At 70.6% G+C, this 23,954-nt stretch carries 21 protein-coding genes and 5 tRNA genes; 14 read left to right on the top strand and 12 right to left on the bottom strand.

The window, feature by feature from the left end; genetic code table 11:
* Nucleotides 1-29 precede the first annotated feature (29 nt).
* Nucleotides 30-103: transfer RNA gene (locus tag AB0M18_RS27245), tRNA-Asp, on the top strand.
* A 22-nt stretch (nt 104-125) separates the two neighbouring features.
* Nucleotides 126-199 (top strand) — tRNA-Phe (locus AB0M18_RS27240).
* Nucleotides 200-245: 46 nt separating this feature from the next.
* On the opposite strand, the gene AB0M18_RS27235 is transcribed toward AB0M18_RS27240, so the two are convergent.
* Genes AB0M18_RS27235 through AB0M18_RS27225 form a run of 3 tightly spaced genes read right to left on the bottom strand, consistent with a single transcriptional unit; the run spans nt 246 to nt 2,286 of the window.
* Complete coding sequence (locus AB0M18_RS27235) at nt 246-1,079, bottom strand: cytochrome c biogenesis CcdA family protein (RefSeq protein ID WP_365762438.1); 834 nt, start codon at nt 1,077-1,079, stop codon at nt 246-248.
* The gene (locus AB0M18_RS27230; RefSeq protein WP_365762436.1) at nt 1,076-1,864 is read right to left on the bottom strand and encodes a DsbA family protein; all 789 of its coding nucleotides are present in this window, start codon (nt 1,862-1,864) and stop codon (nt 1,076-1,078) included. The genes AB0M18_RS27235 and AB0M18_RS27230 overlap by 4 nt, the downstream gene beginning before the upstream one ends.
* Before the next feature lie 56 nt (nt 1,865-1,920).
* The gene (locus tag AB0M18_RS27225) at nt 1,921-2,286 is read right to left on the bottom strand and encodes a hypothetical protein (RefSeq protein WP_365762434.1); all 366 of its coding nucleotides are present in this window, start codon (nt 2,284-2,286) and stop codon (nt 1,921-1,923) included.
* Nucleotides 2,287-2,404: 118 nt separating this feature from the next.
* On the opposite strand from AB0M18_RS27225, the gene hrpA reads away from it, so the two are divergent.
* Nucleotides 2,405-6,406 carry an ATP-dependent RNA helicase HrpA gene (gene hrpA, locus AB0M18_RS27220; protein WP_365762432.1) on the top strand — a complete coding sequence of 1,334 codons (4,002 nt, stop codon included), beginning with the start codon at nt 2,405-2,407 and terminating at the stop codon, nt 6,404-6,406.
* 116 nt (nt 6,407-6,522) lie between these two features.
* Nucleotides 6,523-6,596: transfer RNA gene (locus AB0M18_RS27215), tRNA-Asp, on the top strand.
* A gap of 430 nt (nt 6,597-7,026) precedes the next feature.
* On the opposite strand, the gene bldC is transcribed toward AB0M18_RS27215, so the two are convergent.
* Nucleotides 7,027-7,233: a developmental transcriptional regulator BldC gene (bldC, locus tag AB0M18_RS27210; protein ID WP_003949541.1), complete on the bottom strand. Its 207-nt coding sequence runs from the start codon at nt 7,231-7,233 to the stop codon at nt 7,027-7,029.
* A gap of 545 nt (nt 7,234-7,778) precedes the next feature.
* Nucleotides 7,779-8,633, bottom strand: coding sequence for a hypothetical protein (locus AB0M18_RS27205; protein ID WP_365762430.1), 855 nt, complete (start codon nt 8,631-8,633; stop codon nt 7,779-7,781).
* Between the two features lie 154 nt (nt 8,634-8,787).
* On the opposite strand from AB0M18_RS27205, the gene AB0M18_RS27200 reads away from it, so the two are divergent.
* The gene (locus AB0M18_RS27200; RefSeq protein WP_365762428.1) at nt 8,788-9,876 is read left to right on the top strand and encodes a Glu/Leu/Phe/Val dehydrogenase dimerization domain-containing protein; all 1,089 of its coding nucleotides are present in this window, start codon (nt 8,788-8,790) and stop codon (nt 9,874-9,876) included.
* Between the two features lie 321 nt (nt 9,877-10,197).
* Nucleotides 10,198-10,452: a DUF3073 domain-containing protein gene (locus tag AB0M18_RS27195; RefSeq protein ID WP_265861184.1), complete on the top strand. Its 255-nt coding sequence runs from the start codon at nt 10,198-10,200 to the stop codon at nt 10,450-10,452.
* A gap of 150 nt (nt 10,453-10,602) precedes the next feature.
* On the opposite strand, the gene purM is transcribed toward AB0M18_RS27195, so the two are convergent.
* From purM to AB0M18_RS27175, 4 genes are all read right to left on the bottom strand, one after another.
* Entirely contained in the window at nt 10,603-11,670 is a 1,068-nt protein-coding gene (purM, locus tag AB0M18_RS27190; RefSeq protein WP_365762426.1) for a phosphoribosylformylglycinamidine cyclo-ligase, read from the bottom strand.
* Between the two features lie 43 nt (nt 11,671-11,713).
* A complete protein-coding gene (purF, locus tag AB0M18_RS27185) occupies nt 11,714-13,240 on the bottom strand; it encodes an amidophosphoribosyltransferase (RefSeq protein WP_365762424.1) in 1,527 nt (508 codons plus the stop codon).
* A 216-nt stretch (nt 13,241-13,456) separates the two neighbouring features.
* Nucleotides 13,457-14,320 (bottom strand): META domain-containing protein, encoded by an 864-nt coding sequence (locus tag AB0M18_RS27180; protein ID WP_365762422.1) that lies wholly within the window; start codon nt 14,318-14,320, stop codon nt 13,457-13,459.
* A gap of 43 nt (nt 14,321-14,363) precedes the next feature.
* Nucleotides 14,364-15,176, bottom strand: a complete 813-nt coding sequence (locus tag AB0M18_RS27175; RefSeq protein WP_365762420.1) for a sterol carrier family protein — start codon at nt 15,174-15,176, stop codon at nt 14,364-14,366.
* Nucleotides 15,177-15,262: 86 nt separating this feature from the next.
* Between AB0M18_RS27175 and AB0M18_RS27170 the strand changes: the two genes are divergently transcribed.
* Nucleotides 15,263-15,670, top strand: a complete 408-nt coding sequence (locus AB0M18_RS27170; RefSeq protein ID WP_365762418.1) for a nuclear transport factor 2 family protein — start codon at nt 15,263-15,265, stop codon at nt 15,668-15,670.
* 78 nt (nt 15,671-15,748) lie between these two features.
* Here AB0M18_RS27170 and purL read toward each other — a convergent pair whose 3' ends face one another.
* Genes purL through purS form a run of 3 tightly spaced genes read right to left on the bottom strand, consistent with a single transcriptional unit; the run spans nt 15,749 to nt 18,920 of the window.
* Nucleotides 15,749-17,998 carry a phosphoribosylformylglycinamidine synthase subunit PurL gene (gene purL, locus AB0M18_RS27165; RefSeq protein WP_365762416.1) on the bottom strand — a complete coding sequence of 750 codons (2,250 nt, stop codon included), beginning with the start codon at nt 17,996-17,998 and terminating at the stop codon, nt 15,749-15,751.
* A complete protein-coding gene (purQ, locus tag AB0M18_RS27160; protein WP_265861196.1) occupies nt 17,998-18,678 on the bottom strand; it encodes a phosphoribosylformylglycinamidine synthase subunit PurQ in 681 nt (226 codons plus the stop codon). Before purQ ends, purL begins: the two co-directional genes overlap by 1 nt.
* Nucleotides 18,675-18,920 carry a phosphoribosylformylglycinamidine synthase subunit PurS gene (gene purS / locus AB0M18_RS27155; protein ID WP_137994413.1) on the bottom strand — a complete coding sequence of 82 codons (246 nt, stop codon included), beginning with the start codon at nt 18,918-18,920 and terminating at the stop codon, nt 18,675-18,677. The genes purQ and purS overlap by 4 nt, the downstream gene beginning before the upstream one ends.
* A gap of 320 nt (nt 18,921-19,240) precedes the next feature.
* Here purS and AB0M18_RS27150 point away from each other — a divergent pair, with 320 nt between their 5' ends.
* From AB0M18_RS27150 to AB0M18_RS27120, 7 genes are all read left to right on the top strand, one after another.
* On the top strand, nt 19,241-19,597 hold the full coding sequence (locus AB0M18_RS27150) for an Lsr2 family protein (protein ID WP_365762414.1): 357 nt from the start codon (nt 19,241-19,243) through the stop codon (nt 19,595-19,597).
* A 91-nt stretch (nt 19,598-19,688) separates the two neighbouring features.
* Nucleotides 19,689-19,760 (top strand) — tRNA-Gly (locus tag AB0M18_RS27145).
* An 83-nt stretch (nt 19,761-19,843) separates the two neighbouring features.
* Nucleotides 19,844-19,916: transfer RNA gene (locus AB0M18_RS27140), tRNA-Gly, on the top strand.
* A 178-nt stretch (nt 19,917-20,094) separates the two neighbouring features.
* Complete coding sequence (locus tag AB0M18_RS27135; RefSeq protein ID WP_365762412.1) at nt 20,095-21,039, top strand: ABC transporter ATP-binding protein; 945 nt, start codon at nt 20,095-20,097, stop codon at nt 21,037-21,039.
* Nucleotides 21,036-21,818, top strand: a complete 783-nt coding sequence (locus tag AB0M18_RS27130; protein WP_365762410.1) for an ABC transporter permease — start codon at nt 21,036-21,038, stop codon at nt 21,816-21,818. The genes AB0M18_RS27135 and AB0M18_RS27130 overlap by 4 nt, the downstream gene beginning before the upstream one ends.
* A 92-nt stretch (nt 21,819-21,910) precedes the next feature.
* Nucleotides 21,911-23,317, top strand: a complete 1,407-nt coding sequence (locus AB0M18_RS27125) for a histidine kinase (RefSeq protein ID WP_365762408.1) — start codon at nt 21,911-21,913, stop codon at nt 23,315-23,317.
* Complete coding sequence (locus tag AB0M18_RS27120) at nt 23,314-23,946, top strand: response regulator transcription factor (RefSeq protein ID WP_365762406.1); 633 nt, start codon at nt 23,314-23,316, stop codon at nt 23,944-23,946. The genes AB0M18_RS27125 and AB0M18_RS27120 overlap by 4 nt, the downstream gene beginning before the upstream one ends.
* Nucleotides 23,947-23,954 lie beyond the last annotated feature (8 nt).

The following is a 23,954-nucleotide window of genomic DNA, read 5'->3' as shown; positions in this document are numbered from 1 at the left end:
GTGCGAGACTAGTGATCGCACACAAGCAAGGCTCTGTGGAGCAGTTGGTTAGCTCGCCACCCTGTCAAGGTGGAGGTCGCGGGTTCAAGTCCCGTCAGAGTCGCTGAGATCGGAAACGATCTCGTGGCTGGGTAGCTCAGTTGGTACGAGCGATCGCCTGAAAAGCGATAGGTCGCCGGTTCGACCCCGGCCCCAGCCACAACCGGAAGGCCCCGTTCTCACGAACGGGGCCTTCTTCGTTCCCCTCAGGCCTCCTCCCGCTTCCCCCGCCGCGCGGCGCGCCACGCGAGCGCGCCCGCCACCACCGCGACCACGGCCACGAGCAGGGCCCAGTCGGGGATCGCGCGGCCGAGGGAGGAGACGCGCTCCTCCACCGCGAAGGAGTCGTCGACCGACAGCAGCCCGGGCAGGGCGGTGGTGCCGTCGAAGACCAGGAAGAGGGTGCCGAGGGCGATGAAGAAGAAGCCCGAGAGCAGCGAGGTCGAGTGGGCCTCGAAGCGGCCGATACGGATCGGGCGGCCGCGCAGCCAGCGCCGCCGGCCCAGCTCGTAACGCTCCCAGAGCAGGGCGAGCACGAACAGCGGGACGGCCATGCCGAGGGCGTACACGGCGAGCAGCAGCCCGCCGTAGACCGGGCTGCCGCCGAGCGCCGCCACGGTCAGGACGCTGCCGAGGATGGGGCCCGCGCAGAAGCCGGCGAGGCCGTAGACGAGGCCCAGGGCGTAGACGGAGAGGGCGGTGGTGGGACGGATCCGGCCGCTGACCTCGCTCATCCGGCGGGACGCGAAGCCGAGCCCGAGGATCTGGAGCACGCCGAGGGCCACGATCGTCCAGCCGCCCACGGCCACCAGCAGGTCGCGGTGGCCGTAGAAGAGGCGGCCGGCGAAGGAGCCGGCCGCGCCGAGCGGGACGAGGGTGGTGGCCAGGCCCGCGTAGAAGATCCCGGTCCGGGCCACCAGCTTGGCGCGGGTCTCCATGGAGTAGGCGAAGAAGGCGGGCAGCAGCAGGGCGCTGCACGGGCTGAGCAGGGCGAGCAGCCCGCCGAGGAAGGCGGCGAAGTAGCCGATGCCGGAGGTCACCGCTTGTCCTCCGCGCCGGCCGACTGTGCCGACGCCGTCGGCTTCGCCGACTGTGCCGACGTCGCCGACTTCACCGCCGCCTCGATCGCCTGCGTGAAGGTCTCCATGGGCTGGGCTCCGGCGATCGGGCGGCCGTTGACGAGGAAGGACGGGGTCGAGGCTGCGCCGATCGAGTAGCCCTGCTCCTGGTCCTTGCGCACCGCCTCGCGGGCCGCCTGCCCGTCCGCGTCCCGGGCGAAGCGCGCGAGGTCCGCGACCCCGGCCTCCTTCGCGAGGGCGGTCAGGCGCTCCTTGCCGAAGCCCTTCTCCTTGGCGCCCGGCGCGTACGCCGCCTTGTGGAACTCCCAGAACCGGCCCTGCTGCCCCGCCGCCCAGGAAGCGCGGGCCGCCGCCTCCGACTCCTCGCCGAAGATCGGGAAGTTGCGCCACTCGATGCGCAGGGTGCCCGCGTCGACGTACTTCCTCACCAGCGCGGGCTCGGTGTCGCGGGCGAACTTCCCGCAGAAGCCGCACTTGAAGTCGGCGTACTCGATGAGAACCACCGGCGCGTCGGCCCGGCCCAGGGCGAGCCTGTCGGCGGCGTCACGGCGGGCGTACGCCTCCAGCTCGGGGTAGACGCCGTCGGCCGGGTCGGCGGACACCTCGGCGACGGAGGACCCGGACGACCCGGAGGGCGAGGACGGCGCGGTGGCCGCGTACGAGGCGAGACCGAGCAGCGTGGCGGCGAGGACGACACCACTGATGATCACGACGGGCCTGGACCTGTTGGGCTTGGACTTGGGCATGCTGAAGCGCTCCTGAGACGGGAGAGAAAGGACGGACGGCGAGGAGAGACGCCCGTCTAGACCCTCAGGATCGACAGCTCCACCGGCGACGGCGGTACGAGCTCCGGCGGCGCCCGCCCCGCCCGTACGTCCATGACCTCCTGGTCCGCGCCCCAGCCACCGCACGGCATCCGCTCCTCCGCGAGCGCCGGCAGCAGCTCGCCGAAGGCGTGCCCACGCGGCGGTACGGCGGGGGCGGCGGCCCCTTCCTCGGCACCGTGGCTCTCGCCGCAGCCGGGAGCGGCAGGGCCCACGGAGGCCACGGAGGCCACGGCCACCGTCTGTACGGGGTCCGGCGCCGCCCCGCACACCGCAAGACCGAGCACCAGCCCCGCCAGCGCCGCGAACGCCGCAAGGGCGCGCAGGACCGGGGTGCGGGGCATGAGGAAACCTTTCGGGAGGGTGCTGGGCGGTGTGTCCGAAATACTACGCAGAGGCGTGGCGCAGCCCTCGTAAATCGGTTCGCCGCTTCTCAGCGGCAGGTGCGATCCTGGGTTCCGTATGTCTACTTCCTTCGCCGCCCTCCAGACCGTCCTGGCCGAGGTCTCGCTGCGGGACTCGCACCGGCTCGGCCGCCGTCTCGAAGGCGCCCGCCGCATCCGCAAGCCCGAGGCCCGTGAGGCCGTCCTGGACGAGATCGCCGTCGAGGCGGCCAAGGCCAAGGAGCGCGCCGACGGGCGCGCCTCCCGCGTGCCCGCGGTCACGTACCCCGAACAGCTCCCGGTCTCGCAGAAGAAGGACGAGATCGCCGAGGCGATACGCGACCACCAGGTCGTGATCGTCGCCGGTGAGACCGGCTCCGGAAAGACCACGCAGATCCCGAAGATCTGTCTGGAGCTCGGCCGGGGCGTCCGGGGCATGATCGGGCACACCCAGCCCCGCCGGATCGCCGCCCGCACGGTCGCCGAGCGCGTGGCCGAGGAGCTGAAGACCCCGCTCGGCGAGGCGGTCGGCTGGAAGGTCCGGTTCACCGACCAGGTGAACCCCGACGCGACCTTCGTGAAGCTGATGACGGACGGCATCCTGCTCGCCGAGATCCAGACGGACCGCGAGCTGCGCGCCTACGACACGATCATCATCGACGAGGCCCACGAGCGGTCCCTCAACATCGACTTCCTGCTCGGCTATCTGGCCCAGCTGCTGCCGAAGCGCCCCGACCTCAAGGTCGTCATCACCTCCGCGACCATCGACCCGGAGCGCTTCTCCCGTCACTTCGGGGACGCGCCGATCGTCGAGGTCAGCGGACGCACGTACCCGGTCGAGGTCCGCTACCGCCCCCTCCTGGAGGAGGACAGCGACGAGGCGGACCGGGACCAGATCACCGCGATCTGCGACGCCGTCGACGAGCTGCAGAAGGAAGGGCCCGGCGACGTCCTGGTCTTCCTCTCCGGCGAGCGCGAGATCCGCGACACGGCGGACGCGCTGACCAAGAAGAAGCTCTTCAACACGGAGATCCTGCCGCTGTACGCCCGGCTCTCGCACGCCGAGCAGCACCGGGTCTTCCAGGCGCACTCCGGCCGCCGGATCGTGCTCGCGACGAACGTCGCGGAGACCTCGCTCACCGTCCCCGGCATCAAGTACGTGATCGACCCGGGCACCGCGCGCATCTCGCGCTACTCGCACCGCACCAAGGTGCAGCGGCTGCCCATCGAGCCGGTCAGCCAGGCCAGCGCCAACCAGCGCAAGGGCCGCTGCGGCCGTACTTCGGACGGCATCTGCATCCGGCTGTACTCGGAGGACGACTTCCTCACCCGCCCCGAGTTCACGGACGCGGAGATCCTGCGCACGAACCTCGCCTCCGTCATCCTCCAGATGACCGCCGCCGGCCTCGGCGACATCGAGAGGTTCCCCTTCATCGACCCGCCGGACCACCGCAACATCCGGGACGGCGTCCAGCTCCTCCAGGAGCTGCACGCCCTCGACCCGGCGCAGAAGGATCCGCGCAAGCGGCTCACCGAGACCGGCCGCAAGCTGTCCCAGCTGCCCGTGGACCCGCGGCTCGCCCGCATGGTCCTGGAGGCCGACCGGAACGGCTGCGTCCGAGAGGTCATGGTGATCGCGGCGGCGCTGTCCATCCAGGACCCGCGCGAGCGGCCGGCCGAGAAGCAGGCGCAGGCCGACCAGCTGCACGCCCGCTTCAAGGACGAGACCAGCGACTTCCTCGCCTTCCTCAACCTCTGGCGCTACATCCGCGAGCAGCAGAAGGAACGCGGCTCCAGTTCCTTCCGCCGGATGTGCAAGCAGGAGTACCTGAACTTCCTGCGCATCCGCGAGTGGCAGGACATCTACTCCCAGCTGCGGACCGTCGCCAAGCAGATGGGGATCCACCTCAACGAAGAGGACGCGCCCGAGCAGTCCATCCACGTCTCCCTGCTCTCCGGTCTGCTCTCCCACGTCGGTCTGAAGGACGTGAAGGAGTCCAAGGAGGGCGCCGCCAAGGCCGCCAAGGACGGCCGGCGCGAGGGCGGCGGCGGACGCAACGAGTACCTGGGCGCCCGCAACGCCAAGTTCGCGATCTTCCCCGGCTCCGCGCTCTTCAAGAAGGCCCCGCGGATGGTCATGTCCGCCGAGCTGGTGGAGACCTCGCGGCTCTGGGCCCGGGTCAACGCGCGGATCGAGCCCGAGTGGGTCGAGCCGCTGGCCCAGCACCTGGTGAAGAAGACGTACAGCGAGCCGCACTGGGAGAAGGACCAGGCCGCGGTCATGGCCTTCGAGAAGGTCACGCTGTACGGCGTGCCGATCGTCGCCGACCGCAAGGTGAACTACGGGCGGATCGACCCCGAGGTCTCCCGCGAGCTGTTCATCCGCAACGCGCTCGTCGAGGGCGACTGGCGCACCCACCACAAGTTCTTCGCCGACAACCGCAAGCTGCTCACCGAGGTCGAGGAGCTGGAGCACCGCGCCCGGCGCCGGGACATCCTCGTCGACGACGAGACGCTGTTCGACTTCTACGACAAGCGGGTCCCCGAACACGTCGTGTCCGGAGCCCACTTCGACTCGTGGTGGAAGCACAAGCGCCACGAGGAGCCGGAGTTCCTGGACTTCGAGCGCGAGATGCTGATCAACGAGAAGGCGGGGGCGGTCACCAAGGCCGACTACCCGGACTCGTGGCGGCAGGGCGCGCTGAAGTTCCGGGTGACCTACCAGTTCGAGCCGGGCGCGGACGCGGACGGCGTGACCGTGCACGTACCGCTCCACGTGCTCAACCAGGTCACCGACGAGGGCTTCGACTGGCAGATCCCGGGTCTGCGGGAAGAGGTCGTCACGGAGCTCATCCGCTCCCTCCCGAAGCCGATCCGCCGCCACTACGTCCCGGCCCCGAACTTCGCCGGCCGCTTCCTCGACACGGTCGTACCGGTGCAGGAGCCGCTGACGGCGGCGCTCGCGCGCGAGCTGCAGCGGATGGTCGGCGTGCCGCTGACGGCCGAGGACTTCGACTGGGCGAAGGTCCCCGAGCACCTCAAGATCACCTTCCGGATCGTCGACGAGCGGCGCCGCAAGCTGGCCGAGGACAAGGACCTGGAGGCGCTGAAGCTGAAGCTGCGCCCGAAGGCCCGTCAGGCGCTGTCCAAGGCCGCCGCGGCGGCCACGGGCGGCCGGGACGGCTCGGGCCCCTCGCTCGAGCGCACGGGCCTGAAGGACTGGACGATCGGGACGCTCACCCGGGTCTTCGAGACCAAGCGGGGCGGGCAGCCGGTCAAGGCGTACCCGGCCCTGGTCGACGAGGGCGAGAGCGTCGCCGTGCGGCTCTTCGACACCGAGGAGGAGCAGGCCCAGGCGATGTGGCGGGGCACCCGGAAGCTGATCATGCTGAACATCCCGGTGAACCCGGCGAAGTTCGCCTCGGACCGGCTGACCAACCAGCAGAAGCTGGCCCTCTCGGCCAACCCGCACGGCTCGATCCAGGCCCTCTTCGACGACTGCGCCACCGCCGCCGCCGACCGGCTGATCGCGGACCACGGCGGCCCGGTGTGGGACGAGGAGTCCTTCCGGAAGCTGTACGACAAGGTGCGCGCCGATCTGGTGGAGCTGACCGTACGGACGGTGGGCCAGGTCCAGCAGGTGCTCGCGGCCTGGCAGGCCTGCGAGCGGCGCCTGAAGGCCACGAACAGCCCCGCCCTGCTCCGCAACCTCCAGGACGTGCGCACGCAGCTCTCCTGGCTGATGCCGGCCGGTTTCGTGACCCGTACGGGTCTGAAGCGGCTGCCGGACCTGATGCGCTACCTGGTGGCGGCGGACCGGCGGCTGCAGCAGATGCCGACGGGCGTGCAGCGGGACACCACCCGGATGGAGAAGGTGCACGAGATGCTGGACGAGTACGCCTGGCTGCTCGAACAGCTCCCGAAGGGGCGCCCGGTGCCGTCCTCGGTCACGGACATCCGCTGGATGATCGAGGAGCTGCGGGTGAGCTATTTCGCGCACGCGCTCGGCACGGCGCACCCGGTGTCGGACAAGCGGATCGTGAAGGCGATCGACGCGGCCGTGCCGCAGCCGGCGCGCTAGCCCCGTCCGTCACGCCACCCGGCACACGACCCGTCAGCCCGTCCGGCAGCCGGTTCGACCGCACCCCCTGACCTGCTGTACTCTTTTCCTCGCAGCCACGGTTCAACGGCTGCGAGGGCTCTGTGGAGCAGTTGGTTAGCTCGCCACCCTGTCAAGGTGGAGGTCGCGGGTTCAAGTCCCGTCAGAGTCGCAGCAGAGAAACAGGAAGGCCCGCACCGATCGGTGCGGGCCTTCTTGCGTTCCCGGGAGCCAGGGACCAAGGTCCCTCCAAGGGGGGACCATCGGCGCGATGGAGGGCCCCTTGCGAGTGGAAGGCTGTTCCAGGGGCAAGGCTTTGACGATGTGACGGGTGTCACTCAATCAGTTTTCGGAACGGCCGAACTTACACCCCTCCTACATGACCCAGATTTAATATGTGCAATTGCACCTGGTCTACGCGGGTGAACCGGGACATAAAAAAGATCGCACCGGACCCGGCGGAGTCCAGTGCGATCGATGACGGGGAACCTGTTGGGGCAGGTCGCGCGTCGGCAGAGCTTGGGGTGGGCGGCCGGATTGGGGGACCCGGAAGTGCCCGGTACTACGGGGTGTTACGGGGTGCTGCGAGTGTCGCGGGCGCCTCAGGCCTCGCTGCGCTGCTGCGGAATGCCCGCCAGCAGGGCGCGGACCTCGGCCTCGCGGTACCGGCGGTGCCCACCCAGGGTGCGGATGGACGTGAGCTTGCCGGCCTTGGCCCAGCGAGTGACCGTCTTCGGGTCCACGCGGAACATGGTGGCAACCTCGGCAGGGGTCAGCAGCGGCTCGGCATCAGGGGTGCGAGCGGTCATGAGCGGCCTCCTCGGGAGAACCGAACCATCTCGGTTCTTTCCTCTAAATTCTGCACCTTGACCCGCCTTGCCCGAAATGGCGGAAGCGGGTCGAGTCGGTTATAGGACGAACGGCTTGTCCTCGGCACTACAACTACACCATCCGTCCAGCCACGTCGGCCAAACCGATGGAATTGCCCTCGCAGGTGTTCATCAGCGGCGGAAGTCGATGGACCATGCCATAACGGACAGTCACGCCACTGTGACGATCAGTCACAGAGCGATCAGGAGTCCTCAGACCCCCCATAGAGTGCAATGTCGAGCGTTCCGCCCATACTTGGACGGAAGGAACCCTCCCCGGACTCCTTGTCCTATTTTGGCACGAGGGTGGGCGATGGGCGCAAGGGTGCGTTAAGTGCTGTCCGTCACGCTTGAGCCAAAGGCCCGGATCGGGACCTACGTCCCACCCCACCCGCACCAAGGGCCCCAGAAGAGCACACCAAGGACCCGAACTGGTGTCCAGCGATGAAGATCATTTACATCAGGTGAACACGTCCTGTCGATGATCAATTGGCGAACTGCAGGTTGTGCACGGCCTTCCAGCGCTCGGCGAACCGCCCGTAGGCCGCCTGCGCGCCCGGCCCGTCACCCGCCCGCAGCGCCTCGATCCCGGCCGCCACGTCCGCCGCCGAGCGGTCCGCGTCCAGCGCCTCGGCCGGAAGCGCATGCACCAGACCGCCGTAGTCCAGCTCCACCAGGGCCCGCGGATGGAACTCCTCCAGCCAGCGCCCCACGTCGACCAGGCTCTCCGTCATCGGACCCTCCGCGATCGCCTCGCGCAGCGCCTTCAGCGCCCGCGCGAGCCGCCGCCGCGCCTGCACCATCGGCGTGCGGTAGCGCAGTACGGGCGGCTCCCCCGCGGCGCCGCCCCCGCCCGGCTCGTACTCCCGCTCCTCGTCCGAGAACAGCGCGAACCAGGCCGCCGGCACCCGCCACACCGCGCCCCGGATCCACGGCCGCGCGTCCGGGTTCCGCTCCAGCCACCGCTCGTGGTCCGCCGTCGCCTGGGCCCGCACCACCGGCGGCAGCATCGCGTCCAGGACCGGCGCCGGCAGCGTCCCGCCCACCAGCTCGCCCATCGCCAGCCAGCCGCGCAGGCGCGTCCGCCACGGACACACCAGGACCACCCCGTCGACCTCCGCCACGAACGCGTCCGCGCTCTCGTGCACCGGCACCGGGACCGGCGGCACCGGCACCAGGTCCGCGAGCGAACGGCGCAGTTCGTCCTGCACACCCGGCGGGTCCGGCCGGCACGCGTAGCGCGCCCAGTGGCCCCGCTCCGGCTCGGCGAACGCGGCCAGCGGCTCGTACACGCGCAGATAGGCGGCATAGGGGACCAACACCGAGGAGGGCACCGACATGTCACGAATCCTTCCACGCGCGTACTCCGCGAGGGGGTGATCCTCAGCACTGCGCCCCTGCTACGGCCAGGTAGGACTTACCCTCATGGCGACCTGGTCCCACCCCCACCCACAGGGGGGACCTTCCGCCGCTTCTTACTTGGGAGTCACCACCGTGACCGATGTGACCGGCGTGCCCGACGTAGTGCACACCCTGTTCCACTCCGCGCAGGGCGGCCACGAGCAAGTCGTGCTGTGCCAGGACCGCACCACGGGCCTCAAGGCCGTCATCGCCCTCCACAACACCGCTCTGGGCCCCGCCCTCGGCGGCACCCGCTTCTACCCGTACGCCACCGAGGCCGAGGCGATCGCCGACGCGCTCAACCTCTCCCGCGGCATGTCGTACAAGAACGCCATGGCCGGCCTCGACCACGGCGGCGGCAAGGCCGTCATCATCGGCGACCCCGAGAAGATCAAGAGCGAGGAGCTGCTCCTCGCCTACGGACGCTTCGTCGCCTCCCTCGGCGGCCGCTACGTCACGGCCTGCGACGTCGGCACCTACGTCGTCGACATGGACGTCGTCGCCCGCACCAACCAGTGGACCACCGGCCGCTCCCCCGAGAACGGCGGCGCCGGCGACTCCTCCGTCCTCACCGCCTTCGGCGTCTTCCAGGGCATGCGCGCCTCCGCGCAGCACGTGTGGGGCGACCCCACCCTGCGCGGCCGCAAGGTCGGCGTCGCGGGTGTCGGCAAGGTCGGCCACTACCTGGTCGAGCACCTGATCGCCGACGGCGCCGAGGTCGTGATCACCGATGTGCGCGAGGAGTCGGTGCGCCGGATCACCGAGAAGTTCCCGCAGGTCACCGTGGTCGCCGACACCGACGCCCTGATCCGCCTCGAGGGCCTGGACGTCTACGCCCCCTGCGCCCTGGGCGGCGCGCTCAACGACGAGACCGTCCCGGTGCTCACCGCGAGCATCGTCTGCGGCGCGGCCAACAACCAGCTGGCCCACCCGGGTGTCGAGAAGGACCTGGAGGCGCGCGGCATCCTCTACGCGCCCGACTACGTGATCAACGCCGGTGGCGTGATCCAGGTCGCCGACGAGCTGCACGGCTTCGACTTCGACCGCTGCAAGGCCAAGGCCACGAAGATCTTCGACACCACCCTGGAGATCTTCGCACGTGCGAAGTCCGACGGAATTCCGCCGGCCGCCGCGGCCGACCGGATCGCCGAGCAGCGCATGGCCGAGGCGCGTCAGGCCTGAGCCCGGCGCCGCCTTGACAGGTCCGGCCCGTTGATCGATCAAACGGCGTGGGCGATTCGCGGAACTTTCGCGAGACTTCGCTCACGCCGTTCGGCGGGTCGGACCTCAAGAAGAGGTTAAAATCGCGATTGACCAGCGAGGACAGGGCACCTCGATGGTTCTGTACCGGGGTATGTGATGCGCGCGGCGTACCGTAGACCGACGGAAACAGGTACCGTTGAAGCCCTACGGACCGGTCTCTCTTTCGAGAGTCCGTTCCGGATCATGAACGCGTGTCAAGACTCTGGGGCCAGAGAGCCCCGTCACCGAGGGGGTCGAGCCATGGGGCGCGGCCGGGCAAAGGCCAAGCAGACCAAGGTCGCCCGCCAGCTGAAGTACAGCAGCGGCGGGACTGACCTGTCGCGTCTGGCCAACGAGCTGGGCGCTTCGACTTCGAGCCAGCCGCCGAATGGCGAGCCGTTCGAGGACGACGACGAGGAAGACGACCCGTACGCGCAGTACGCGGATCTCTACAACACGGACGACGAGGACGAGGACGACGAGTCCGGTCCGGCGTCCACTCAGCGTCGCGCTTGACCTTCTGAACATGGAAACCCGGTCCGGGGTCACCGGACCGGGTTTCTGCGCTGTCCGCGACCGGATCCCGACCGGACCCGGAGGGATCAGGCGGTCAACGAAGAAAGGGGCCCCTGGCGGGGCCCCTTTTCCGTAAGGACTCTTACCTCGCTACTTGGCGTAGTCGCCGATCAGCTCGGCGCCCGTCGCCTTGTCGCCGCGCTCGGTGATCTCGCCGGCCACCCAGGCGTCGACACCGCGGTCGGCCAGGGTGGTCAGGGCCGCGTCCACGGACTCGGCGGGGACCACGGCCATCATGCCGACGCCCATGTTCAGGGTCTTCTCCAGCTCCAGGCGCTCCACCTGACCGGCCTTGCCGACCAGGTCGAAGACGGCGCCCGGGGTCCAGGTCGAGCGGTCCACGACGGCGTGCAGGGCGTCCGGGATGACCCGGGCCAGGTTGGCGGCCAGGCCGCCGCCGGTGATGTGGCTGAAGGCGTGCACCTCGGTGGTGCGGGTGAGCGCCAGGCAGTCCAGGGAGTAGATCCTGGTGGGCTCCAGGAGCTCCTCGCCCAGGGTCCGGCCGAACTCCTCGACCTGCTGGTCGAGGGCCATGCCTGCGCGGTCGAAGACCACGTGCCGCACGAGCGAGTACCCGTTGGAGTGAAGACCGGAGGACGCCATGGCGATCACGGCGTCACCCGTACGGATGCGATCGGAGCCGAGCAGCCGGTCGTACTCGACGACGCCCGTGCCGGCGCCCGCGACGTCGAAGTCGTCCGGGCCGAGCAGGCCGGGGTGCTCGGCGGTCTCGCCGCCGACCAGGGCGCAGCCGGCCAGGACGCAGCCCTCGGCGATGCCCTTGACGATGGCGGCGACCCGCTCGGGGTGCACCTTGCCGACGCAGATGTAGTCGGTCATGAACAGCGGCTCGGCGCCGCTGACCACGATGTCGTCCATGACCATGGCGACCAGGTCACGGCCGATGGTGTCGTACACGCCCAGCTGGCGGGCGATGTCGACCTTGGTACCGACACCGTCGGTGGCGGAGGCGAGCAGCGGGCGCTCGTAGCGCTTGAGGGCGGAGGCGTCGAAGTAGCCGGCGAAACCGCCGAGGCCGCCGAGCACCTCGGGGCGCTGGGTCTTCTTCACCCACTCCTTCATGAGCTCGACGGCGCGGTCGCCCGCTTCGATGTCGACGCCCGCGGACGCGTAGGAGGCACCGGTGGTCTGAGACATGGGGTTCAGAGCTTTCGTGTCGTTACTGCGGTACTGCGGGGTCTTACGGGCGGCGGAGCGCGTCGGCGGCCGCGGTGGCGGCGGGGCCCGCCGCCAGCTCGGTCTCCAGGAGCTGCTTGCCGAGCAGCTCCGGGTCCGGGAGCTCCATCGGGTACTCGCCGTCGAAGCAGGCCCGGCAGAGGTTGGGCTTCTGGATGGTGGTCGCCTCGATCATCCCGTCGAGCGAGATGTACGAGAGCGAGTCCGCGCCGAGCGAGGTGCCGATCTCCTCGACCGACATGCCGTTGGCGATCAGCTCCGCGCGGGTGGCGAAGTCGATGCCGAAGAAGCAGGGCCACTTGACCGGCGGGGAGGAGATCCGGATGTGGACCTCGGCGGCGCCGGCCTCGCGGAGCATCCGGACCAGCGCGCGCTGGGTGTTGCCGCGGACGATCGAGTCGTCGACGACCACCAGGCGCTTGCCCTTGATGACTTCCTTGAGGGGGTTCAGCTTCAGCCGGATGCCCAGCTGGCGGATGGTCTGCGAGGGCTGGATGAAGGTCCGGCCGACGTAGGCGTTCTTGACCAGGCCGGCGCCGAACGGGATGCCGGAGGCCTCCGCGTAGCCGATCGCGGCCGGGGTGCCCGACTCCGGCGTCGCTATCACCAGGTCGGCCTCGACGGGCGCCTCCTTGGCGAGCCGGCGGCCCATCTCCACCCGGGAGAGGTACACGTTCCGGCCGGCGATGTCCGTGTCGGGGCGCGCCAGGTACACGTACTCGAAGACACAGCCCTTGGGCTTCGCTTCCGCGAATCGAGAGGTACGGATGCCGTTCTCGTCGATCGCGATGAGCTCGCCCGGCTCGACCTCGCGGACGAAGGTCGCGCCGCAGATGTCGAGGGCGGCGGTCTCCGAGGCGACCACCCAGCCGCGCTCCAGCCGGCCGAGCACCAGCGGGCGGATGCCCTGCGGGTCACGGGCGGCGTAGAGCGTGTGCTCGTCCATGAAGACGAGGGAGAAGGCGCCCCGGACCTCGGGGAGGACCTTCGTGGCCGCCTGCTCGATGGTGAGCGGTGTGCCGTCCTCGGCCACCTGGCCCGCGAGCAGCGCGGTGACCAGGTCGGTGTCGTTGGTGGCGGCGACCTGGGTGGTGCGGCCCTCCTTCTTGGGGAGGTCGGCGACCATCTCGGCGAGCTTCGCCGTGTTCACCAGGTTGCCGTTGTGGCCGAGCGCGATCGAGCCGTGGGCGGTCGCCCGGAACGTCGGCTGCGCGTTCTCCCACACGGAAGCCCCGGTGGTCGAGTAGCGGGCGTGACCGACCGCGATATGACCCTGAAGGGAACCGAGTGAAGTCTCGTCGAAGACCTGGGACACAAGTCCCATGTCCTTGAAGACGAGGATCTGGGAGCCGTTGCTCACCGCGATTCCCGCGGATTCCTGACCCCGATGCTGGAGGGCGTAGAGCCCGAAATAAGAGAGCTTTGCGACCTCTTCACCCGGAGCCCAGACACCGAAGACGCCACAAGCGTCCTGGGGGCCTTTCTCACCGGGGAGCAGATCGTGATTGAGTCGACCGTCTCCGCGTGGCACGTTTCCGAGTGTAGACGGGGTCGACCACTGGTCCGAATTGGCGAAATACCGAGGTGGCGACGCTCGTGCGATCACACGAACAGATCAACTCCGGCCTGGAGAGGCCTACGAAGCAGGCAGGGTAAGGAATTCCGGCCCGCGGGCCCGGGCGAGCGGACGCTCGTACCAGCCCCGGGGCGGTCCCGCGATGTGACGGACGCCGCAGTCCGTGTCCGCTCAGCGGGCGGTCGCGGTCGCCGTGAGGCCCTCTCCCAAGGCGTCGGTGAGGGTCAGCATTCGGTGGTTCAGCCGATAGGCGAGCGGGCCGTCGAGGAGCTCGTACAGCCGCGTCTCAAGGGCCATCTGCGGACCCGTGCAGATCATCCGGGTCGTCGCCGCCGGGCCCTCGACGGTGAGGGTCCGGGCCTTCTCGTCGACCCGGACGGCCGCGGAGAAGTTGTTGCAGCCCAGATTGCCGGTGGCCCGGCCGTCGGCACCGAGGACGAGCCGCGCCTTGGTCCCGCTGCCGGCGGGCAGGGAGGAGGCGGTGTCGCCCGAGACGAGACCGTCGACCTTCCAGGTGGTGCCGAGCAGCGGCGCATCCGGCTCGGCGGTCAGCTCCACGCTGTTGCGCCCGTCGGCCGAGGCGAGGACCAGTGACGCCCCGCTCTGCTTCCCCTTGAGCTCGCCGGTGAACGCCTTGAGCAGCGCCGTCTCGAACCGCTGCCGGTCGGCAGGGCAGCCGATGGCCGTGACCGGGCCCAGGGAGACGGTGAGGGTGTCGCCCTTCACGGCGACCTCGGCGCCGAAGCCGTTGCAGCCGGAGGTCCCGTGGGCCTGGCCGTTCTTCTCGAAGTCCAGCTGCGCGCCGCCCGGGGCCACCGACCGGACGCCGTCCGCCGTGGCCGCGGCGATCGTCCAGTGCGTGCCCGCGACAGGCAGGTCGGGCGTGCCGGCGCCGCCGCCGGGGCGCGTGCCCTCCGTCGTACCGCAGGCGGAGAGGAGGAGAGCGAGAGCTGTTCCGGCTGTTCCAGCGAGGACCCACGGCTTCTTCATGGCGGTGGGACGGAGGCCGCAGCCGTACGGTTCCGGGGCGTCCACGATTCCGGGTCGACCACGGTTCCGGGTCGACCACGGTTCCGGGTCAGCCCATCAGCGGCAGCAGCCCGCCCAGATCGGCCCGCTCCCCGCTCGCGCTGACCCGCGCCGCGTCCAGCTCCGCCGCCCAGTCCGTCCGGCCCGTCGCGAGCCGCACCCAGGTCAGCGGGTCCGTCTCGACCACGTTCGGCGGGGTGCCACGGGTGTGCCGGGGACCCTCGACGCACTGCACCACCGCGTACGGCGGGACCCGCACCTCCACCGCGCCGCCGGGGGCCTTCGCGGCGAGGGCGTCGGCGAGCAGCCGGGTGCAGGCGGCGAGCGCCTGCCGGTCGAAGGGGACGTCGGGGACGTCAGGACCGGTCGCCGCGTTCAGGTCGTCGGTGTGGACGACGAGTTCGACGGTCCGGGTGACCAGGAAGTCGCCGAGCCGCATCGCGCCGAACCGGGTCGGGACGAGCCGCTCGTCGGACGCGCCCGCGAGCCGCTCCTCGAAGACCGCCCGCGTCCGCTCGTACGCCCCCGCCGGGTCCCCCACGAGATCGTCCTCCGCGGCCAGCGCCCGGGTGTCCTCGTCGATGCCGGCCGCGCCGGACGCCGTGGCGAGCGGCCAGTCCAGGAGCGCGAGTTCGTGCCGGGCCGGCTCGGGCTCCGCGAGCTTCCGGGAGAGCGAGGCGAGCACCATCGTCAGATGCGCGACCAGCTCGCGCACGGTCCACCCGCCGAGCCGCGTCGGCCGCGCGAGCACCTCCGGCGGCAGCGCGGACACCGCGTCCCGTACGTGCCCGGCCTGGGCGAGCACAGCGGCGCGGGTCTTGGCGGAGTCGTACTTCCGGAGGCGCTTCTTGGCGGGTGGCATGGGCCGAGGCTAACGCTGAGACTTGAAGGAGGGGGACCACGGAGGGGGACCTCGGACATCCCCTCACGAAAGGCAGTGCCGGGACCATGACCCATCACGAGCACCCCGATGCCGCCCTGGTACGCCGGGGCTACGAAGCGTTCACCACCGGTGACATGGAGACGCTCGCCTCCCTGATGACCAGCGACTGCACTCACCACTCGCCCGGCGAGAGCCAGATGTCCGGGCACTTCAAGGGCCGGGACAACGTCCTCGCCCACTACGGGCAGCTCATGGAGCTCACCGACGGCACCTTCCGCGTCGAGCTGAAGGGCGTCTACCCGGACGGCAGGGGTCACGCCATGTCCGTCCACAAGTGGCACGCCGACCGGAACGACCGGGGCATCGAGATGGAGGGCGGCCTCTTCTTCACCATGATCGGCGGCAAGATCTCCGACATCGACGAATGCGTCGCGGACATCGTCGAGTCGGACTCCTTCTGGGGCACCGGCTGAACGCGGCGGACAGCACGAAGCCCCCGCACCGTCTGATGCGGGGGCTTCGTTCCGTACGAGATCCGTACGGGACGAACGTCAGGCCAGCAGGCCCGGGATCGTCCCCTCGTGCGCGGCGCGCAGCTCCTCCAGGGAGGCGCTGAACTCGCCCTGCACGTCCACCGAGTCGCCGTCGACGACACCGATGCGGGTCGCCGGGAGGCCCCGGGCGGCGCACATGTCGGTGAAGCGGAGCTCCTCGCTGCGCGGGACGGACACGACCGCGCGGCCGGCCGACTCGCTGAAGAGGAGCGTGAAGGCGTCGGTGCCCTCGGGCACGACCAGGCGCGCGCCGTTGCCGCCGCGCAGACAGGACTCGACGACCGCCTGGACCAGACCGCCGTCGGACAGGTCGTGGGCCGCGTCGATCATGCCGTCGCGCGAGGCCGAGATCAGGATCTCGCCGAGCAGCTTCTCCCGGTCGAGGTCCACGGCCGGCGGCAGACCGCCGAGGTGCTGGTGGATCACCTCGGACCAGGCCGAACCGCCGAACTCCTCCTTGGTGTCGCCGAGCAGGTAGAGGAGCTGGCCCTCTTCCGCGAAGGCGATCGGGGTGCGGCGGGTGACGTCGTCGATCACACCGAGGACGGCCACGACGGGCGTCGGGTGGATGGCCACGTCACCGGTCTGGTTGTACAGCGACACGTTGCCGCCGGTGACCGGGGTGCCGAGCTGCAGACAGCCGTCCGCGAGACCGCGGGTGGCCTCGGCGAACTGCCACATGACGGCCGGGTCCTCGGGCGAGCCGAAGTTCAGGCAGTCGGAGATGGCGAGCGGCCTGGCGCCGGAGGCGGCGACGTTGCGGTACGCCTCCGCCAGCGCGAGCTGGGCGCCGGTGTACGGGTCGAGCTTGGCGTACCGGCCGTTGCCGTCGGTCGCCATGGCCACGCCGAGGTTGGTCTCCTCGTCGATGCGGACCATGCCGGCGTCCTCGGGCTGGGCGAGCACGGTGTTGCCCTGCACGAAGCGGTCGTACTGGTCGGTGATCCAGGACTTGGAGGCCTGGTTCGGGGAGCCGACCAGTCTGAGGACCTGGTCCTTCAGCTCGGCGCCGTCCTGCGGGCGGGCCAGCTTGCCGGCGTCGTCGGCCTGGAGCGCGTCCTGCCACTCCGGGCGGGCGAACGGGCGCTGGTAGACCGGGCCCTCGTGGGCGACCGTGCGCGGCGGGACGTCGACGATCTGCTCGCCGTGCCAGAAGATCTCCAGGCGCTCGCCGTCGGTCACCTCGCCGATGACGACCGCGATGACGTCCCACTTCTCGCAGATCTCCAGGAAGCGGTCGACGTGCTGCGGCTCGACGATCGCGCACATGCGCTCCTGCGACTCGCTCATGAGGATCTCCTCGGGCGAGAGCGTCGCGTCGCGCAGGTGCACCTTCTCCAGGTCGACCCGCATACCGCCGGTGCCGGCGGAGGCCAGCTCGGAGGTGGCGCAGGACAGACCGGCGCCGCCGAGGTCCTGGATGCCCGCGACCAGCTTCTCCTGGAAGATCTCCAGGGTGCACTCGATGAGGAGCTTCTCCTGGAACGGGTCGCCGACCTGGACCGCCGGGCGCTTCGTCGGCTTGCTGTCGTCGAAGGTCTCCGAGGCGAGGACGGACACGCCGCCGATGCCGTCGCCGCCGGTGCGGGCGCCGTAGAGGATGACCTTGTTGCCGGGGCCGGAGGCCTTGGCGAGGTGGATGTCCTCGTGCTTCATCACGCCGATGCAGCCGGCGTTGACCAGCGGGTTGCCCTGGTAGCAGGAGTCGAAGACGACCTCGCCGCCGATGTTGGGCAGACCCAGGCAGTTGCCGTAGCCGCCGATGCCGGCGACGACACCGGGCAGCACGCGCTTGGTGTCGGGGTGGTCGGCGGCGCCGAAGCGCAGCGGGTCGACCACGGCGACCGGGCGGGCACCCATGGCGAGGATGTCGCGGACGATGCCGCCGACGCCGGTGGCCGCGCCCTGGTAGGGCTCGATGTACGAGGGGTGGTTGTGCGACTCGACCTTGAAGGTGACCGCGTAACCCTGGCCGACGTCGACGACGCCCGCGTTCTCGCCGATGCCGACGAGCATGGCGTCGTTCTGCGGGGCCTTCTCGCCGAACTGCTTCAGGTGGACCTTGCTGCTCTTGTAGGAGCAGTGCTCGGACCACATGACGGAGTACATGGCGAGCTCGGCACCCGTGGGACGGCGGCCGAGGATCTCGCGGATGCGCGCGTACTCGTCCTCCTTGAGGCCGAGTTCCTTCCAGGGCTGCTCGACGTCGGGCGTCTCGGTGGCGTGCTTGACGGTGTCGAGGCTCATCAGGCGTTGACCAGCTTCTTGAGGATCGAGGTGAAGAAACCGAGACCGTCGGTCTTGCCGGTTCCGATCAGCGGCTCGACGGCGTGCTCGGGGTGCGGCATGAGGCCGACGACGTTGCCCGCGGCGTTGGTGATGCCCGCGATGTCGCGCAGGGAGCCGTTGGGGTTCATGTCCAGGTAGCGGAAGGCCACCCGCCCCTCGGCCTCCAGCTCGTCGAGCGTGCGCTCGTCGGCGACGTACCGGCCGTCCATGTTCTTGAGCGGGACCTCGATCTCCTGGCCCTCGGTGTAGTCCGAGGTCCAGGCGGTCTCCGCGTTCTCCACCCGCAGCTTCTGGTCGCGGCAGATGAAGTGCAGGTGGTTGTTGCGCAGCATGGCGCCCGGCAGCAGGTGGGCCTCGGTGAGGATCTGGAAGCCGTTGCAGATGCCGAGGACGGGCATGCCCGCCTTCGCCTGTTCGATGATCGTCTCCATCACCGGCGAGAAGCGGGAGATGGCTCCGGCCCGCAGATAGTCGCCGTAGGAGAAGCCGCCCGCGAGGACCACCGCGTCGACCTGCTTGAGGTCCTTGTCGCGGTGCCACAGCGAGACGGGCTCGGCGCCCGCGAGGCGGGCGGCGCGCAGCGCGTCCTGATCGTCCAGCGTTCCGGGGAACGTGACGACGCCGATGCGTGCGGTCACGACTCCACCTTCACGGTGAAGTCCTCGATCACGGTGTTGGCAAGGAAGGTTTCGGCCATCTCATGGATGCGGGCGAGGGCGGCCTCGTCGACCGGTCCCTCCACCTCCAGCTCGAAGCGCTTCCCCTGGCGGACGTCGGCGATCCCGTCGAATCCGAGGCGGGGCAGTGCACGCTGCACCGCCTGTCCCTGCGGGTCGAGGATCTCCGGCTTGAGCATGACGTCGACTACGACGCGTGCCACTGGCACTCCCGGTGGTGTGTTGCGTGGGCGGTTCCCTCAGCGTACCTGCCTCCAAATTCTACGCGGGTAGAAGTCTGAAGGATCCTACAAAGGGCGCCGAAACAAGCCTGCCTGGTGAATTCGGGCGGAATACTCATCACCACCCGTGACACGCGGAAACAATTGCCTGGGCTTCCCCCTGCGACACCATTCGCTGTACAAAGGAATGCAGAGGAACGCAATTTTGTCCCCGGATGGCCGACGCATCGGCATCGCCGCACGTCAAAGCGGTGCCAACCCCCTCAGACGACACGGCGATCCGCAGGAAAGGACCGATATCCGTGGCTCAGCGAGTAGTGGTCACTCTCTTCGACGACATCGACGGCGGAGAAGCGGCGGAAACGGTCGCGTTCGGCCTGGACGGGAAGATGTACGAGATCGACCTGAATCCCGCCAATGCAAAGAAACTGCGCAAGGTCCTCGCCCCCTACCTGGCCGCCGGCCGCACCGTTCGTGCCGCAGGTCACAAGGGCGGCGGGAAATCCGGCGCCCGGACCGCCACGGTCCCGCTCAAGCACACCGCGCTCGCCCCGGACCCGGCCGCGGTCCGCGCCTGGGCCCAGTCCAACAAGCTGGAGGTCCCCGCGCGCGGCCGGATCCCCAAGCGCATCTACGAGGCGTTCCAGGCGGCGAGCTGACCCGGATTTGCGCTCACCCCCCCATGATCCGCTAGAGTCTGGATCACGCCGAGGGGCGAGGCCGAAAAGCCGAGTCCCACAAGCAGAGCGTGCGGGTGTAGTTCAGTAGTAGAACAGCCCTCTTCCAGAGGGAAGCCGCAGTGTGCGATCCCTGTCACCCGCTCTCTGCACCACGGTTACCGAGCACTCCGGTGCATCAGGTAGAGTGGTGCACGCGCCGCCCGGTGAAAGCCTGGCGGAGGCAATGCGGACGTGGCTCAGTTGGTAGAGCATCACCTTGCCAAGGTGAGGGTCGCGAGTTCGAATCTCGTCGTCCGCTCAGGGAGCGAAGGCCCCGGTTCTCAGGAACCGGGGCCTTCGTCGTTTCCCGGTCCTCGTCGTTTCCCGGTCCTCGTCGGCTCTCGGACCTCGTCGGCTCCGCCTCGTATGACATTTGTCAGGCGGGGCGATGACAGCGCGCACTGCCGACGGCCCGGAACCGGGCCGAGCCTGGTGTCATGACGAACGTGATCGAGGCGGACGGCCTCCACCGGACCTACTCCGGCGGCTTCGAGGCCGTCGGGGGCATCTCCTTCACCGTGCCGCGCGGCGAGGTCTTCGCCCTGCTCGGCACCAACGGCGCGGGAAAGACCTCCACCGTCGAACTCCTCGAAGGGCTCGCCGCACCCACCCGCGGCACCGTCCGGGTCCTCGGCCACGACCCGTACCGCGAACGCGCCGCCGTCCGCCCCCGCATCGGGATGATGCTCCAGGAAGGCGGCTTCCCCTCCGACCTCACCGCCGCCGAGACCGCGCGGATGTGGGCCGGCTGCACCACCGGCGCCCGCCCGGTCGCCGAGGCTCTGGACACCGTCGGCCTCACCCACCGGGCCGGCGTCCGCGTCAAACAGCTCTCCGGCGGCGAGCGGCGCCGGCTCGACCTCGCGCTCGCCCTGATCGGCCGGCCCGAGGTGCTCTTCCTCGACGAGCCCACCACCGGTCTGGACGCCGAGGGCCGCCGCGACACCTGGGACCTGGTGCGCCGACTGCGCGACGGCGGCACCACCGTCCTCCTCACCACCCACTACCTGGAGGAGGCCGAGAGCCTCGCCGACCGGCTCGCGATCATGCACCGCGGCCGGATCGTCACCGCCGGCACCCCCGCCGAGGTCACCGCCGCCCGCCCCGCCCGGATCCGCTTCCGGCTCCCCGAGGGCATCGCCCCCGCCCGGCTCCCGCTCGGCCTCAAGGCCGCCGCCGACGGCCCGCGCGTCGAGATCCGTACGTACGACCTCCAGAACGCGCTCGGCGAACTCCTCGGCTGGGCCGCCGCCGAACACGTACGGCTCGACGGGCTCGACGCCCGCTCCGCCTCCCTCGAAGAGGCCTTCCTGGAGATCGCCTCCCGCGCCGACTCCCTCGACCCCTCTCACGACGACGCCCACCTGGAAGAGGTCCGATGAACGCCGCCGCCGTCGCCCGCCTGACCGCCCTCGGCCGGGCCGAACTCACCCTCCTCGGGCGCAACCGCAACACCCTCTTCGTCGCGCTGCTCATGCCGGTGCTGATGATCTTCCTGCTGCGCTCCTCGCTCACCGGACTCGGCGGCGGCACGGGCGGCGCGGAGCGCCTGCCCATGGGCATCGCCGCGGCCACCCTGGTCGGCGGCACCGGCATGGTCCTGATGCTCGTCGTCTACATGAGCCTGGTCTCCACCTACGTCGCCCGCCGCGAGGAACTCGTGCTCAAGCGGCTGCGCACCGGCGAGGCCCGCGACGCCGAGATCCTGGCCGGCGGCGCCCTCCCGGCCGTCGTCATCGCCCTCGTCCAGTGCGCCGTGCTCAGCGCGCTCGGCCCCGCCGTCCTCGACACCGCCGCCCCGCGCCGCCCCGACCTGCTGGTCCTCGGCGTGCTCGGAGCCGTACCGCTGCTCGCCGCGCTCGCCGCCCTCACCACCGTGATCACCCGCACCGTCGAGAGCGCGGGCCTGACCACCCTCCCCTTCTTCCTCCTCTCCACCATGAGCTCGGGCCTGATCGTCCCGGCCGAATCGCTGCCCGACCCGGTCGCCGCGGTCTGCTCGCTGCTTCCGCTGAGCGGCGCCATGGAGCTCGTACGGGCCGGCTGGCTCGGCGTCGAAGACGGGAAGGGGCTCCTTGGCGCGGCCCTGACCACGGTGGCCTGGATCGTGATCAGCGTGTTTGCTGTGCGGAAGTGGTTCCGCTGGGAACCGCGCCGGTAGGGAATCGGGCCGGTAGGGATTCGGGCCGGTAGGGGACCGCGCCGGTACGCCGGCAGGGGACCGGCACCGGGGAAGACGAGGGGGCGGTAGTCGTGTCGAGGCTGACCGGATGGTGGAGCGGGCGCAGCAGCGCGGCCAAGGTCGAGCTGTACACCCGGTGGACCTTCCACGCGTTCGCGCCGCTGGAGATCGTCGCGCTCGCCGGCCTGCCGATCGGCCGGGCCGCCGACAGCCCGCTGGGCGCGGGGGGCGCGGCGGCGCTGATCCTGGTGACCTGCGTGCACGCCGTCCTCGGCGCCGTGGTCGCCTCCCGCGCCCTGGACTGGGGACTCGACCGGCGCGAGCACCCCACCCGGCTCGTCGGCGCACTGGTCGCGCTGACCGCCGGCGAGGTCGTCGGGGCGCTCGTCCTACTTCGGACCGGGCTGATCCACGACGCGTCGATGGTCGCCGGCGTCTCGGTCGGGCTCGTCAGCTTCGCCCTCGGCACCCTGGCGCTCTGCGTGGCCCAGGTGCGGCGCATCCTGTACGCGGTCCCCGCGACCGCGGTCGCCGTCGGCGCCCTGGGCGCGCTGTGCGGCATCGGACTCGCCCCGGCGGTCGGCCTCGCCGTCGGCGTGCTGCTCGGCGGCTACGGACTGGCCGGCGCCTGCGGCTTCTCCGGCTGGCTGGTGCGGATCGTCTGGGAGCTGGAGCGGTCCCGCGAGCTGAAGGCGCGGCTCGCCGTCGCCGAGGAACGTCTCCGCTTCGGGCGCGACCTGCACGACGTCATGGGCCGCGATCTGTCGGTGATCGCGCTCAAGAGCGAGCTCGCCGTGCAGCTCTCCCGGCGCGGCCGGCCCGAGGCGGCCGTGGACCAGATGACCGAGGTGCAGCGGATCTCCCGGGAGTCGCAGCGCGAGCTGCGCGAGGTGGTGCGCGGCTACCGCGCGGCCGACCTGCGGACGGAACTGGAGGGCGCCCGGGGCGTCCTGGCCGCCGCCGGCATCGCCTGCGCCGTCGACGCGCCCGAACTCGACCTGTCCGCCACCGTGGAGTCGGCGCTCGGGTGGGTCGTCCGGGAGGCCACCACCAACGTGCTGCGGCACGGCGACGCCGGGCGCTGCGTGATCAGCCTGGGGGCGGTGGACGGCGCGGTGGTGCTGACCGTGGAGAACGACGGTGCGGATGCCGCTGCCGAACGGGACGGGGCGGGGGTACGGGACGGGGCTCGGGTCTCCGGCGGCACCCCGGGCTCCGGCACCCCGGGCTCCGGCACGCCGGGCGGCACCGGCACCGGGTCCGGGACCGGGACCGGGACCGGGTTCGGGGTCGCATCCGGTACTGGGTCCAGTACCGGGTCCGGCCTCGCCGGGCTCCGGGAACGGCTCGGCGCGGTGGACGGCGCCCTGGAGGCCGGCCCGGTGGCCCCGCAGTCCTTCCGCGTCACCGCCCGGGTGCCGCTGCCCGCGCCGCGTACCGCGCATCGCGCCCGATCCGAAGAGGAGACGGTCCTGTGACCGAGCCCGTCCGCGTCCCCGTCCCCGTCCGCGTCCTGCTCGCCGACGACGAGCATCTGATCCGCGGCGCGCTCGCCGCACTGCTCGGCCTGGAGGACGACCTGGTCGTCGTGGCCGAGGCGGCCTCCGGCCCCGAGGCGCTCGCGATGGCGCGCGCCCACCGGCCCGACGTCGCCGTGCTCGACCTGCAGATGCCGGGCGCCGACGGTGTGACGGTCGCCACATCGATCCGGGACGAACTCCCGGACTGCCGCACGATGATCGTGACCGGTCACGGGCGTCCCGGGCACCTCAAGCGGGCCCTCGCCGCCGGCGTCCGCGGCTTCGTCCCGAAGACGGTCAGCGCCCGGCGACTGGCCGAGCTGATCCGTACCGTGCACGCCGGAAACCGTTATGTGGACCCGGAGTTGGCGGCCGACGCGATCGCCGCCGGGGACTCGCCGCTCACCGCGCGGGAGGCCGAGGTGCTCGAACTCGCCGCCGACGGGGCACCCGTGGCGGAGATCGCGGAGCGCGCCGTGCTGTCCCCCGGAACCGTGCGCAACTACCTCTCCTCCGCCGCCGCGAAACTCGGCGCCGAGAACCGGCACACGGCGGTGCGTCTCGCCCGCGCGAAAGGTTGGGTATAGTTAGCAGC

It is taken from the genome of Streptomyces sp. NPDC051909, assembly GCF_040681095.1.
In the GTDB taxonomy this organism is placed as follows: Bacteria; Actinomycetota; Actinomycetes; order Streptomycetales; family Streptomycetaceae; genus Streptomyces.
Note: the sequence above shows the minus strand (reverse complement) of the source record. Positions and strands in the feature narration are given on the sequence as shown.

Coding starts and splice junctions, on each gene's coding strand:
- AB0M18_RS27170 (WP_365762418.1), top strand. CDS start 15,263: ATGACCCATCACGAGCACCCCGATGCCGCCCTGGTACGCCGGGGCTAC.
- AB0M18_RS27135 (WP_365762412.1), top strand. CDS start 20,095: ATGACGAACGTGATCGAGGCGGACGGCCTCCACCGGACCTACTCCGGC.
- AB0M18_RS27205 (WP_365762430.1), bottom strand. CDS start 8,633: ATGTCGGTGCCCTCCTCGGTGTTGGTCCCCTATGCCGCCTATCTGCGC.
- AB0M18_RS27225 (WP_365762434.1), bottom strand. CDS start 2,286: ATGCCCCGCACCCCGGTCCTGCGCGCCCTTGCGGCGTTCGCGGCGCTG.
- hrpA (WP_365762432.1), top strand. CDS start 2,405: ATGTCTACTTCCTTCGCCGCCCTCCAGACCGTCCTGGCCGAGGTCTCG.
- bldC (WP_003949541.1), bottom strand. CDS start 7,233: ATGACCGCTCGCACCCCTGATGCCGAGCCGCTGCTGACCCCTGCCGAG.
- AB0M18_RS27195 (WP_265861184.1), top strand. CDS start 10,198: ATGGGGCGCGGCCGGGCAAAGGCCAAGCAGACCAAGGTCGCCCGCCAG.
- AB0M18_RS27130 (WP_365762410.1), top strand. CDS start 21,036: ATGAACGCCGCCGCCGTCGCCCGCCTGACCGCCCTCGGCCGGGCCGAA.
- AB0M18_RS27230 (WP_365762436.1), bottom strand. CDS start 1,864: ATGCCCAAGTCCAAGCCCAACAGGTCCAGGCCCGTCGTGATCATCAGT.
- purL (WP_365762416.1), bottom strand. CDS start 17,998: ATGAGCCTCGACACCGTCAAGCACGCCACCGAGACGCCCGACGTCGAG.
- AB0M18_RS27175 (WP_365762420.1), bottom strand. CDS start 15,176: ATGCCACCCGCCAAGAAGCGCCTCCGGAAGTACGACTCCGCCAAGACC.
- purM (WP_365762426.1), bottom strand. CDS start 11,670: ATGTCTCAGACCACCGGTGCCTCCTACGCGTCCGCGGGCGTCGACATC.